The 13,515-nt window shown below is 43.4% G+C and carries 10 protein-coding genes; 6 read left to right on the forward strand and 4 right to left on the reverse strand.

All coding sequences use genetic code 11. The features are described from left to right. Positions 1-14 precede the first annotated feature (14 nt). The gene (locus tag V7K53_RS15105; protein ID WP_335198331.1) at positions 15-3,032 is read right to left on the reverse strand and encodes a DUF1574 family protein; all 3,018 of its coding nucleotides are present in this window, start codon (positions 3,030-3,032) and stop codon (positions 15-17) included. 451 nt (positions 3,033-3,483) lie between these two features. Between V7K53_RS15105 and V7K53_RS15110 the strand changes: the two genes are divergently transcribed. Together V7K53_RS15110 and V7K53_RS15115 are read left to right on the forward strand one after the other, a co-directional pair. Continuing rightward, complete coding sequence (locus tag V7K53_RS15110) at positions 3,484-3,738, forward strand: hypothetical protein (protein ID WP_335198332.1); 255 nt, start codon at positions 3,484-3,486, stop codon at positions 3,736-3,738. Between the two features lie 84 nt (positions 3,739-3,822). Continuing rightward, positions 3,823-6,924: a phosphoenolpyruvate carboxylase gene (locus V7K53_RS15115; RefSeq protein ID WP_335198333.1), complete on the forward strand. Its 3,102-nt coding sequence runs from the start codon at positions 3,823-3,825 to the stop codon at positions 6,922-6,924. A 27-nt stretch (positions 6,925-6,951) separates the two neighbouring features. On the opposite strand, the gene V7K53_RS15120 is transcribed toward V7K53_RS15115, so the two are convergent. Beyond that, positions 6,952-7,155 (reverse strand): hypothetical protein, encoded by a 204-nt coding sequence (locus V7K53_RS15120; RefSeq protein ID WP_335198334.1) that lies wholly within the window; start codon positions 7,153-7,155, stop codon positions 6,952-6,954. 28 nt (positions 7,156-7,183) lie between these two features. Here V7K53_RS15120 and V7K53_RS15125 point away from each other — a divergent pair, with 28 nt between their 5' ends. The 4 genes from V7K53_RS15125 to V7K53_RS15140 all read left to right on the forward strand — a co-directional run bounded on the left by V7K53_RS15125 (position 7,184) and on the right by V7K53_RS15140 (position 10,489). Beyond that, positions 7,184-7,438 (forward strand): hypothetical protein, encoded by a 255-nt coding sequence (locus V7K53_RS15125; RefSeq protein ID WP_335198335.1) that lies wholly within the window; start codon positions 7,184-7,186, stop codon positions 7,436-7,438. Positions 7,439-7,607: 169 nt separating this feature from the next. Next, on the forward strand, positions 7,608-7,913 hold the full coding sequence (locus tag V7K53_RS15130) for a small RNA NsiR4-regulated ssr1528 family protein (protein ID WP_335198336.1): 306 nt from the start codon (positions 7,608-7,610) through the stop codon (positions 7,911-7,913). Positions 7,914-8,210: 297 nt separating this feature from the next. Then, positions 8,211-9,173 carry an aldo/keto reductase gene (locus tag V7K53_RS15135; protein WP_335198337.1) on the forward strand — a complete coding sequence of 321 codons (963 nt, stop codon included), beginning with the start codon at positions 8,211-8,213 and terminating at the stop codon, positions 9,171-9,173. Between the two features lie 521 nt (positions 9,174-9,694). After that, complete coding sequence (locus tag V7K53_RS15140) at positions 9,695-10,489, forward strand: LmeA family phospholipid-binding protein (protein ID WP_334982594.1); 795 nt, start codon at positions 9,695-9,697, stop codon at positions 10,487-10,489. Positions 10,490-10,664: 175 nt separating this feature from the next. Here the strand turns inward: V7K53_RS15140 and V7K53_RS15145 are convergent, their stop codons facing one another. Continuing rightward, positions 10,665-12,056 carry a UDP-glucose dehydrogenase family protein gene (locus V7K53_RS15145; RefSeq protein ID WP_335198338.1) on the reverse strand — a complete coding sequence of 464 codons (1,392 nt, stop codon included), beginning with the start codon at positions 12,054-12,056 and terminating at the stop codon, positions 10,665-10,667. A gap of 147 nt (positions 12,057-12,203) precedes the next feature. After that, positions 12,204-13,154, reverse strand: a complete 951-nt coding sequence (locus tag V7K53_RS15150; RefSeq protein WP_335198339.1) for a UDP-glucuronic acid decarboxylase family protein — start codon at positions 13,152-13,154, stop codon at positions 12,204-12,206. Positions 13,155-13,515 lie beyond the last annotated feature (361 nt).

The following is a 13,515-nucleotide window of genomic DNA, read 5'->3' on the forward strand; positions in this document are numbered from 1 at the left end:
CTTATCCCTACTCCCTACTTCACTGGCCAAGGAATCATCGGATCGTTAGCTAGCTTTTTCGAGACTTCGTATGCACCAAACCGATTGAGGTGGCTAGGATCGGAAAAGAAATCATTTACTTTTGGCCACTGTTGACTCAAATCACGATAAATAAAGTTGGGATTAGTAGCCAAACGCAACATATATTGCTGAAATTGTTGCTCATATTGTTTACGCACTGGATCTAAATAATCTGCCGTCAGCGGCATATTGACAAATACTAAAGAGATTTTCTGAGACTGGGTAAACTGAAGCACTTCTTGAAAAGCAGTATCTTGCTTTCCTTCTACTTGGAAAGATTTATAGTCGTTGTCATAATTTCCGGGAACTCTAGAATGTTTTTGATAGTATCTCGTGGGATTAAAGCGAATAGACAAGGGTAGAAAGCCATCAAAATCAACGGCTTGCTGGGAAATACTTTCATCTGAAGTACCGTCTGTCAACTGTTTTTGTGATGCAACTGTCTGATTATTACCAAATAAGAGCAGTTGTTTTTGCAGTAAACTTTTAATTTGGTCGCGGTTTTGATAGCTAGTAGAAACAGAGGCTAGAGCCTGATTTAATGACTGATTGACGGCTTCATAAGTACTAATCTCCTGTTTTTCTTCGTTTGTCTTTTCTTCTCCCGAATTTACTGTATTTTCTGGCAAATCATTGCTACTTGCCGTTGTTGCTGTTTTTTGGAATGCTTGCTTATAACCAACGGATGCAGCAAGCGATTTAAAGGTAATATCCTCGCGTCCACCGTTGAAAGCACGCGCCCCATCTGCCCAAATAATTATTTTGGGTAGTTCTGATGGTTCTAGTACGTGACGAATCACAAAGTCTACAACTTGTGCCGTAGCACCGTTAATTCCAAAGTTAAACACGTCAAGATTTGGATAGCCTTGAGTTGCTAAAGCTTTAGAAAGTGCTGCGGGATCTACTCCTCTGAGGGCACGAGAGGAGCCAATAATCAATACATCTGGGGGACTACCAGTTCTAGCTAAACGCTGTTTATAGAGTGCTAGTTGCTCGTCTAACTGCCTGACATTAAAACTTGGCATCTGCGATCGCGCTGCTAAAAGAATAGCTGTTGCGGTTGCTTTTTCCTTCAGTGGTGCGGCTGCCAAATTATTTTTTGGGGTATCCTCACTCTGGGTAAATTCCGAAGCGTTAAATACAGAACTCTGATTTGGAGGAGATTTTTTCTTGGAAGTGCTACTAAAAAATGTCTTTTTCTCAGTCTGATTTTTCCCAGATGTCAAAGATGCCTTTTGCTCGGAAGATGAAGATGGCAGGGTGGCACTAGCTACTTTTGGCGAACTGGGCGTATTAAGTGCAATAATTCGACCCAATACCCAATCAGTTTGGAGGGTGAGCAATAATCCCAGTGTTCCCCAAACCAGAGCAATTTTAATTCCTTGAAGATCGTGGTTACGTTCCGCTGAATCGTTGCTTTCGGTAAATAGCTGGCTTTTCAACAGGAATTTTCTCGCAGTTGAACTCGCCGTTGCTATCCAATCTCGCGCTACTTCGGTTACAAAATTTTGAACTTCTTCTGTCGTTAAGTCTGGGCGCAAAATTGGTTCACTAGTCTCAGATGTTACTAAATCGTTAATGTATATAGAAGTAGCAGCAAATTCTGGGGTTGCTTCTGGTACTAAACGTTGGCGATGTTCAAGATCGACGCCATAATGCCAAAAAGGTTCTTTATTCCCAGCCCGGCGACCGTAGATACGTACTCCTATGATACCGGAAATTTTTAACTGACGGATAAACTGCGTAATTTTACTTGCTACTTGTTGCCGCTGTGGACAAACAGGTGCATCACACATAATGTGCAATAAACCATTTTTGTTCAGTAGAAGTACGCGAGTTCCACCTGTCAGTAGTCGCCAATCCAAATCAGGATTGAGTAAGCGCTCTATTAAAAATACGATCGCTTGTTCATCACCAGTATTTGCCAAATCAAGTGGTGATATGGCAAAGGCAGGATGGTTTGCTGCGGGTAAAGCCAGCCAATCAACCCAAGTGGGTTCCTTGTCGCCTGCTTTTTGCCCGTATATGGTGGCGGCGAGAATGCCTTGAGGAGCGATCGCTTCTAGCTGCGGTAAAATCGCCTCTAAGCACACTACCTTGTCTGGGATCGGGGCAGTTCCTAAAGGATCGAAAGCTGGGATACAAAAAATATGTAGCGTTGATTCTTTCAAAGAAACTTGGACACCAACTTTTAATCCTGATAGTACTTCAGCTAATAATCGAGCGATCGCTTGGACATCTCCCCAACGCGCCCACTCCTTCAGCATCACCTCTGGGGGTGTCAAATCAACCCGCAGCAGCCAATCAGGGGCGGTTTCGCCGCTCACCTGAGAAACAATTACGGCATCTTGGTAGCCGGAAAGCTTGAGATAACGCAACTTTTGGGCTATGGGTTCGGCAAGCAACGATGCATCAGGGCTATAGCTTGAATGGCAAAATATCCACAGGCGATTTTCTTCTGGCTGAGAATTCTTGGGCTTATATAGCTTAATTTTTACCTGTACTGATACACCTAACGTACTCAGAGTTTCGCTCAAATATCGAGCGATCGCTTCTGGATTCCCTTGGCGTGCCAAACTTTCGTTAGAGACAATTAGCGCCCCACCCGATTGTTTTGATTTTTCCGAGTCTGCTAGCAGCGCTTGTTGCACCTGATCGAGATGCTTATCTATTTGATTCAAGTGAACTCGATGGCACCACGAAGGACGCTGTTCCCCTTTTCTGCGACCATAGACAAATACTTGATATATTGAGGTTTGTTCGCTGCTTGTGAGAATATCTAAGTTTGTTTGCTGTAATGCTTGCAGCAAATCAGACAAAGTACGCCAACGCTGCGGACATTCTGTACCTTCACAAAGAATATGAAGGTCATTTCCCCGCAACCGGACTTTCACTCCGAAAGTGTTGATCCCTGTTGCTTGGCTCACCCATTGCACTAAGGATTGCTGGCGATCTGGTACTAATGTTTTCATGCTCAGTTAACTTTACAGGAAGCGATGGTTGGGGGATAGTGCCTGCACTTGTAAACTAGAACCATAGGTCTATCACACTCTGACGTTTTTTTTTAACAATTTTGTTACCTTCGTAGCTCACAAAATCGGACAAGATAGTCTTGTATAGGTTGCAAGTCTGACTAATGTTGAGTTTTGCGTTTATTTTACTAATAGGGAGTCAAAAATCAGAAGTTAGGAGTTAGGAGTTAGGAGCCAAAAGTTAGGAGCCAGGAGTCAGAATAATTCTATATGACTGGCTGATGACTTGTCCTTGAAAGCCGGCCTTGTGTCCCACTGCGCTAATACCCCTGATGGGCGAAACAAACAATAAGCTTATCTCATTAAACTCCCTCCCTTTATCGTTGGAGTCATCTTAACTCCTAACTCCTAACTCCTTCTTACTCATGCTTCCCATAACCAAAAATTAGCAATGCCTCCTACCAACCAACAGTCTTCACCTAAACCCACATCCAATCTGGATTTATTTCCCATTCCTCAATCGTTCCTTTTACAAATAGGTACAGCGTCTATATTACTGCTGCTGATTACTGGAAAAGCTACAGTAAGAGCACTAGAAGCCTTAGGAGAAGCCAGTGAAGAATTATTTCGAGGCGATCGCCTACCCAATCTAGATTTCCCAGATGAACGCGAAATCAATCAAGATGAGAAGATATACACCAAATAATTATTTGCTCAGGAACAACCCGGTGAGCATTAAGTGCAAAACCTAGAACCGTAAACAGTAATTAGCTTTACAAGAATAGAGAATATGGGTTCCCTTTTATACTCTTCGTCTCAAACTGCTGATATATACCCGGTGTCGGAATTATTTTTGCGCCATCGTCTCCAGGTAGTGGAAGAATTGTGGGAGTCAGTTCTCCGGCAAGAATGCGGTCAAAATATGGTGGACTTGTTGCGTCAGTTGCGCGATTTATGTTCGCCAGAAGGACAAGCAACAAATGACCAAGCATCCTCAGCCGTCAAATTAATTGAACAACTAAATATCAACGAAGCAATTCGTGCGGCTCGTGCTTTCGCTCTGTATTTTCAGCTGATTAACATCATAGAGCAGGAATACGAACAACGGCAGCAATTGAGCCGTTATGAAGCAGAAACAGAGGAAATAGAGCCGGAAACACCGTCTAATGTTAACTATTCGTCTAATCAAAGAGAAGATGACGCGCCTGTTAGCAAAGGAATAGCAGCAGCCTTTCTCAAAAAGAATTATCTCGAAAAGGCGCAAGTCAAACCAAAAGGTACTTTTGCTGCCTTGTTTCCCTATTTATTCAAACTGAATGTACCACCCCAGCAAATTCAACGTTTAATTGCCCATCTGGATGTACGCTTAGTTTTTACAGCGCATCCGACGGAAATTGTTCGTCATACCATCCGAGATAAGCAGCGACAGGTGGTACAACTTTTGCAAAAACTGGATACCTTGGAAAATCACTCTGGGACTACGCCAGGAGCATATCCTTGGGAAGCAGTAGATGTCCGCGAACAATTGCTCGAAGAGATTCGCCTGTGGTGGCGTACAGACGAACTTCACCAGTTCAAACCCACAGTGTTAGATGAAGTAGATTATGCCCTGCACTACTTCCAAGAAGTTTTATTTGATGGCATTCCGCAACTGTATAAACGTTTCAAACACACTCTATCCAATACCTTTCCTTGGCTGGAACCACCGAGTAAAAACTTTTGCTCTTTTGGCTCCTGGGTAGGATCGGACAGAGATGGAAACCCATCAGTCACACCTGAAATTACCTGGAAAACGGCTTGCTATCAGCGCAAAATGGTGCTGGGGAGATATATTCAGTCAGTGAAAAATCTGATTGAATTGTTGAGTGTGTCGATGCACTGGAGTGATGTTTTACCAGACTTACTGGAATCTCTAGAATTGGATCAATCCCAGTTGAGTGAAGTTTACGACGCACTGGCGCTACGTTATCGACAAGAACCCTATCGGCTCAAACTGGCTTATGTGCTGAAACGGTTGGAAAATACTCGCGATCGCAATCTCGCTTTGTACAATCGGGAAACGCCAACAAATCAAGATAGCCCCCTATATCGTTCGGGTGCCGATTTTTTAGCAGAACTGCGAATGATTCAGCGCAACTTGACAGAAACAGGTTTAAGTTGTCGAGAATTAGAAAATCTCATCTGTCAGGTAGAAATTTTTGGTTTTAACTTGACACAGTTAGATATCCGCCAAGAATCATCTCGCCACGCCGATGCGCTCAATGAGATCCTCGAATACCTGCAAATATTACCTCAACCTTACAACGAACTATCCGAGGAGCAAAGAGTTGCTTGGCTCACAGGCGAACTACAAACCCGCAGACCATTAATTCCGGCAGAATTGCCATTTTCGGAAAAAACCAACGATGTCATTGAAACCTTTCGGGTCGTGCGATCGCTGCAACAAGAATTTGGTCTCAACATCTGCCAAACTTATATTATCAGCATGTGCCGCGACGTAAGCGACGTGCTGGAAGTACTACTGTTAGCCAAAGAAGCCAGACTTTTTGACCCCGCCATTGCCGTCGGAACTATTCAAGTAGTCCCTCTATTTGAGACAGTAGAAGATTTACAACGCTCCAGAAGCGTCATGCGGAACCTGTTTGAACTCCCGTTATATCGCGCTTTATTAGCCGGCGGCTACGAACAGACAAAACCAGAAGGTGCAGATGAAAATTCATCCCACCCTGCCTCCCCTGCTCCTCTGCTCCCCTGCTCCCCTGCCTCCACATCCTCCGTCACCCCCAACCTACAAGAAGTAATGCTGGGGTATTCTGACAGCAACAAAGACTCTGGTTTTTTAAGCAGCAACTGGGAAATTCATAAAGCTCAAAAATCACTGCAACAAATCGCAGAAAACTACGATCTAAACTTGCGGATTTTTCACGGACGCGGCGGTTCTGTGGGACGGGGAGGTGGCCCCGCTTACGAAGCAATTTTGGCTCAACCTGGTCATAGTATCAATGGGCGAATCAAGATTACCGAACAAGGAGAAGTTTTAGCTTCCAAATATTCCTTGGTGGACTTGGCTTTGTACCACATGGAAACCATCACCACTGCTGTAATTCAAGCCAGCCTGCTGCGAACAGGGTTTGATGATATTGAACCCTGGAATGAGATTATGGAAGAATTGGCAGCGCGATCGCGTCAACATTATCGTGCTTTAATCTACGAACAGCCTGATTTTGTTGATTTCTTCCACGAAGTAACCCCCATTGAAGAAATTAGCCAACTGCAAATTAGTTCCCGTCCCGCACGCCGTCCATCTGGTAAAAAAGATTTAAGCAGTCTGCGGGCTATTCCTTGGGTATTTAGCTGGACGCAAACTCGCTTTTTACTTCCTTCGTGGTATGGCGTTGGCACAGCATTACAAGAATTCTTGAACGCAGAACCAGAGGAACACTTAAAATTACTGCGCTACTTTTACGTTAAGTGGCCATTCTTCAAGATGGTGATTTCTAAAGCCGAGATGACTTTGGCAAAAGTAGATATGCAAATGGCACACCACTACGTTCAAGAACTCTCAAAACCAGAAGATCGACTTCGCTTTGCCAAGGTTTTTGACCAAATTGCTAGCGAGTTCTATCTGACAAGGGATTTGGTGTTAAAAATCACCGATCACAATCGACTGTTAGATGGCGATCCTGTATTGCAACGATCTGTGCAGTTACGTAATGGGACAATTGTCCCCTTGGGATTTATCCAAGTTTCACTACTCAAGCGTCTACGGCAGTCCCAAAATACTACTGCTACTTCTGGAGTCATTCATTCTCGTTACAGCAAGGGCGAGTTACTGCGAGGAGCATTGTTAACTATTAATGGTATTGCAGCCGGGATGAGAAATACAGGTTGATTGGGAATGTGGAAGAAGCACCTAGCCCTAGCGATTAGAAATCGCGGCTATACAAACGAACGCGAGTGCGTCTTGCAGAGAAGTCCGCCTATCGCGCTTGCGCTGCGCTTCTCTACGAGAGGCTTCGCCAACGCGAACGCGCACCACGCGGACTAACCCAAAATCAAGTCTTTTCAACCTGCGGAGGCAGGTTTTGTCTGTGTAGCCGCGACTTCTAGTCGCCTGGTGCAAAATATAAGTTGTCCTTTTCCCATTCCCAATGACAAAAAACAGAATTTTAATTTGCACTTTCTTGGCGCTGTCATCAGGTTTTTTTGGCGCTTACACCAGTGGGCAAATCACCATGATGCTGCATAGCAAAAAGTGCCAAAACCAACCTTGGGGTTTAAAGGAGATGTGCAACGCTTGGATAACACCAAGAGCAATATGGCAAGGTAGCACAGCAGGACTTTGGACAGGCACTATCTTAGGGGCGTTTGTTGGTGGTGTGGTGACGCGACAAGCTCGTGATTAGTCTAACTTCAGGAGTACTGAGTACTGAGTTACCCCATAGTTAAAACGTTGAGTACGATTATTACTTTTTTACTCAGCACTCAGCACTGTTTCGGTGAGTTTGAAGGTTGGCAACTTTGGTGTCAGCAAGGCTGGTAAAATCTACCCATAGCGAAGAAGAGTAAATCACCATGCCTATCGAAACTAACCCAGGGAATCAAACTACTACAGGGGCTGATGCGATTGATAAAGCGATCGCACAGGGAATTGATTTTGATGGTTCTCCCATTCCCCCTGCCAAGCTAGAACTTTATGGTAAAGTTATGGCGCTAGAAGGCAATAGACAGCGCAGTGGTGTATCTAATACGATGCGATCGCGCATTGTACGAATTGGTGCAAAACACATTCCCCAAGCAGAACTCGACCAATTACTTGTAGATGCCGGTTTCGCACCTCTAAAAGAGAAAGAAATTGCCTTTTTCTATAGTGGTAAATAAAGTTAGGAATTAGGAATTAGGAGTTAGGAGTTCGTTGAGATAAGATACTTTAGCGATGTCTGGCGACAAACTCTGACACTCCTTCGCACAGGGTAATGCTGCTAATTCTCTACCGCCACACGTCTGCGCTTATCTACCTCACACATCCCAAATTGCCATCTGTATTTTGGCTTCTTGAGTTTTTTCCCATCGTGTCGAAAAGTGTATCTTCAGCAAGATATTGTCAACTTTGCCTTGTGCTTGAATTGGCAGGTGGCTATATGTACTTAATTAATAGCTGAAAGACCTGGAGAACACATGTCAGGAACTACGCCAAATTCAGAAATGCAATATCGAATACTCGGTAGTACAGGAGAGAAAGTTTCCGCCATCGGATTGGGTGGTTGGCACATCGCCTTGAAGCACGTTGATGAGCAAATGGCTATCCGCATTGTGAGAACAGCCATTGATCGCGGCATCACCTTTATGGATAACAGTTGGGATTACAACGGTGGAGTCAGCGAAATTCGTATGGGCAAAGCACTGCGCGATCGCTACCGGGATAAAGTTTTTCTGATGACGAAAATCGATGGTCGCTCTAAGAAAGAAGCCACAAAACAATTAGACGAATCACTTAAACGCCTACAAGTGGATTGCATCGATCTTGTTCAGCATCACGAAATGATTCGATACGAAGACCCCCATCGAATTTTCGACCCAGAAGGAGCAAATGCTGCTTTAATTGAGGCGCGAAAAGCTGGAAAACTCCGATACATCGGCTTCACTGGACACAAAGATCCCCATATTCATTTACATACGCTGGAAGTTGCAGCTGCTCACGGGTTTAAATTTGATACAGTGCAGATGCCGCTAAATGTTATGGATGCCCACTACCGGAGCTTTGCAAAGCTGGTTGTACCAGAACTTGTGAAACAAAACATCAGCGTTTTGGGAATGAAAAGCTTGGCAAACGGTATTCTTTTACGGTCAAAAACTGTAACGCCAATTGAGTGTTTGCATTATGCTTTGAATCTGCCAACATCGGTTGTGATTACCGGAATTGACAGTATGGAAATTCTAGAGCAAGCTTTTGAAGCAGTGCGGACGTTCCAGCCAATGAATGATGAGCAGGTGCGATCGCTCTTAGCAAAAACGGCAGAAGCGGCATCAAGAGGAGAGTTTGAGCCATTCAAAACTTCATCAATCTTCGACAGCACTGCCCAAAATCCAGATTGGCTGGGAGAAGAACCACAGCGTATCCAGCAATTGATGTCAGCATAATGCGTTCTTAGTGTTGTCTGTGGAGGAACTTCACACATCGACTGTGCTACCACTGATATCTTTCTGGTTTCATTCGCTCCCAAGCAAAATTCATTTTTACCCAAGCATCCTGCCAATAACTTTTAAAACTATTTCCTCCGGCTTTGAGTGCGCAATGATGACCAATCCAGACTAGAATCACTGGTATACATTCATCTGATTCTAGCAACTTTATTAATGAATTTAAGATTATAAAAACTGTGGAGCGATCGCAACTTGGTTAAAAGTCGCACTTAACACCCAAAAGTGGGGTGTTTACTCTCAAACCGTTACTCCATAAAACTTTAGCGTATGATTACTATTGTTATGAATGCTGCGACTTTCTTCCTACTTGAGTGTAGTTAGTAATATTTAATACATTGTATTGTCAACCATCAGCTATCCTATGCCTATCCATCAGCACAATTAATCACGGGATCGCTTGCTGTATTCTTCATGATTTGTTACAAAAGTACAAAGAACTTCTAGAGACCCAAAACCACATGTTCGGCGGACTTACTGGTTTACAAGATCCTAAAGGCACAGATTGGGGAGAGCGGATGCTCAACACAGTCGCCAGCCAAACGATTCGCCACCTGTTTACCCAAAGCGAGTCAGTAGAAGTCTTTGTGCGCTGCTACCCCTCCAGCAAGCTCTTGCAAGGCAGCATTGATAGCTTCAAAATGAGCGGTCGTGGCTTGGTGATTCGGAGAGATTTCGCGGTTGAGGAGATGTCGTTTGAAACTGATGCGGTGGCCATTGACTTCGGCTCGGTTTTAAGTGGCAAACTTAGCCTTAAGCAGCCCACTCAAGCGATCGCTCAAGTAATCTTATCAGAAGCAGGCATAAACCAAGCCTTTAATGCGGAACTGGTGAAAAAACGCCTGCTTAACCTCACCGTACCATCACTGACAGAATTATCTGGTGGTGAACCAGTCTCCTTTACAGATGTTCAGGTACAGCTATTGCCAGAAAATCGCTTACAGCTTGTAGCAAAAGCAGATTTAAATAATGGCGAACTCGTACCCCTGAGCATGATTTTAACTGTAGGTATTGAAAGACGGCGGCGAGTTTCTTTCAAAGATCCGAAAATTCAACTTGACCAAGTGCCAGAAGCACAACGGGAAATCTCGCAAACCTTGAGCGTAGCGCTGGTAGAAATTTTAGATAATATGGTCGATTTAGATCGTTTTGACCTTGATGGAGTGAAAATGCGTCTCAACCGATTAGAAACTGAAGGTCAAAAAATTATTTTCAGTGGATATGCTGAAATTGAACGTATTCCACATAGCGCTTGATGCCAGATTACACGCAAAAAGTTAATGTAAAATGAAGCTTTAAACAAATTAAATACCGCCTAGATGATTCTAGGCGGTAGTTTAAATCCTTAGGTTTTGAAAGGAATTAGGAGTTGTTAATCATAGATTGTAATTAATTTTTATTTGTCACTCCTAACTCCTAACTCCTAACTTTCTATCTTCCCACACCTACATATTGAAATCCAGCGCGTATCATTGCTTCGGGGTCGAGGAAGTTACGACCATCGATGATAACGGGGTGGGCCATCAGTTTCGCCATCTTCACATAATCCAGAGTGCTGAACTGCTGCCATTCGGTGACTAGTACTAAAGCATCACAGCCATCAGCTAGTCTTTCAGCATCGGTTTCTACTAACACCCCAGAAAGACCATGACGCATACCTGTTTGGGAAATAATGGGGTCGTAGGCTTTGACCTTGGCTCCCAGTCGGTTTAGCTGCTCAATTAGAATGAGTGCTGGGGCGTCTCGCAAGTCGTCGGTATCGGGCTTGAAGGTCAGTCCGAGTAGTCCGACTGTTTTGCCTTTGAGAATTTTCAGAACTTGTTGGAGTTTTTCCAAAGCAATCAACCGCTGACGTTCGTTGACACTGACAGCGGATTTCAGTAGCTGGGCTTCATAACCATAGTCATCAGCAGTATGAATCAGAGCTGAGACATCTTTGGGAAAACAAGAACCACCCCAACCAATACCAGCTTGTAAAAACTTGTTACCAATGCGTGAATCTAGACCGATACCTTTGGCTACTTGGGTGACATCAGCACCAACGCGATCGCAAATATTAGCAACTTCGTTAATAAAACTAATCTTAGTGGCTAAAAAGGCATTAGCGGCGTATTTGATCATCTCCGCCGAACTCAGGTCTGTTGCCAGAATTGGCACTGGGGGTAAAGATTGATCCTCAGCGTACTTGCGTTGCACAATCGGGGCATACAGTTGTTGCATTAAGGCTACTGCTCTTTGGCTATTGCCTCCTAGTACAATGCGATCGGGGTTAAAGGTGTCGTGAACTGCCGAACCTTCGCGCAAAAACTCTGGATTGCTGACTACATCAAACTCGGCTACAAATTCAGGTAATTTCTCATCATTTGGCACTCCACCAGCGGGTATCAGTTTTTTCTGCCGCTCTGCAACACCATCTAGAACAAGCATCCGCACCCAGTCACCTGAGCCAATGGGTACTGTAGATTTATTCACTATGACTTTATAACCACCGTTGAGATTTTCCCCAATCCCACGGGCTACAGCTTCGACGTAACGAGTATCACTTTCACCAGTCGGTAAAGGTGGCGTTCCCACAGCAATAAACAGAATTTCTCCGTGGGAAACTCCAGCAGCAAGATCGCTAGTAAAATGAATCTTCTCTGTTTGAATGGCAGACTGCATAATTTCTGAGAGTCCCGGCTCAAAAATTGGAGATTGCCCAGACTTCATCAACTTAACTTTTTCTTCGTTGTTGTCTACGCAAATTACATCATGCCCAATATGAGCCAAGCAAGCACCTGTAACTAAACCAACGTAACCAGTACCAATAACGCAAACACGCATTTATTTAACTCCTCACTTATTTGGGCTTAATCTTCAAAAAGAAGTTATCAATTTTACACTTAGACACTTGGGAAAACTCAGCAACTAAATATACTAGCTACCGATGGGTTAGCCTGGATGAAAATTTAGAGCGACGCTAGACGTAACTCAGGTGGTTGAATTATTGACATCGCTTTGAATGCGATCGCGAAAATCTTCTATTGTTAGTTTTAAACCCTCTTGCAGAGGAATGGTAGGTTCCCAATTTAACCAATTTTTTGCCTTTGTGATATCCGGCTGGCGACGTCGGGGATCGTCCGAAGGTAGTGCCTCGAACTTAATCTGCGCATCTGGATTGATCATATTTTGCACTGTTTGTGCCAATTGTAAAATCGTGTATTCACCAGGATTACCCAGGTTCATTGGGCCAATGTAGTCGCTATTCATTAGGCGGATGAATCCTTCTACCAAATCGGAAACGTAGCAGAAACTACGAGTTTGCGAACCATCACCGTACACGGTTAAAGGATTACCCTGCAAGGCTTGAACTATAAAGTTGCTCACTACCCGACCATCATTTTCTAACATTCTCGGCCCGTAGGTGTTGAATATCCGCACAACTCGAATATCAACTTTATTTTGCCTGTAGTAATCAAATGCTAGAGTCTCAGCAATTCTTTTACCTTCGTCATAGCATGAACGTATTCCAATGGGATTGACGCTACCTCTATACTCTTCAGTTTGGGGATGAACTTCTGGATCTCCGTATACTTCACTAGTAGAAGCTAAGAAAAACTTTGCTTTCACACGTTTAGCTAGCCCCAACATATTCAGTGTTCCCATCACGTTAGTTTTAACGGTTTTAACTGGGTTGTACTGGTAATGTACTGGTGAAGCAGGACAAGCTAAATGATAAATTTGATCCACTTCTAAACGAATTGGTTCGGTAATATCGTGACGGATCAATTCAAAGTACGGATGGCCTAACCATTTCAAAATGTTGCGTTTATGACCGGTGTAAAAATTATCCAAGCATATTATTTCATTCCCAGCAGCCATTAGTCGGTCGATGAGATGGGAACCAATAAACCCAGCACCGCCCGTCACCAAAATTCTCATAGTTTCCCAGTTACTTACAAATATTTTCAGTAGCTATTGCACTTACTTTTAGATTACCCACCTTGGGTACAAAAATACAAAACAAAAAAAAGAACAAGGCTCAATCAAAAATTGTTGTTGAACTTACTTATTTTTTCACAGTTGTAGTTTTGTTATATTTTTACCTGTTTTCTTAAGAATTCAATTAGCAAAATAACAAAAATTGTTTAAAAATTATTTGTTGTTCAGCCGATCTTTATCAAATCTTCAAAAATATAAAGTATTTTTACGGCTATTAATTTTTTAATTGGATACCAGAAATTAGTCGAGATCGGGTTGACACTCGCGCTACAAATATATGCAAATAATACAGATGTAAATC

It is taken from the genome of Nostoc sp., from assembly GCF_036917355.1.
In the GTDB taxonomy this organism is placed as follows: domain Bacteria; phylum Cyanobacteriota; class Cyanobacteriia; order Cyanobacteriales; family Nostocaceae; genus Nostoc.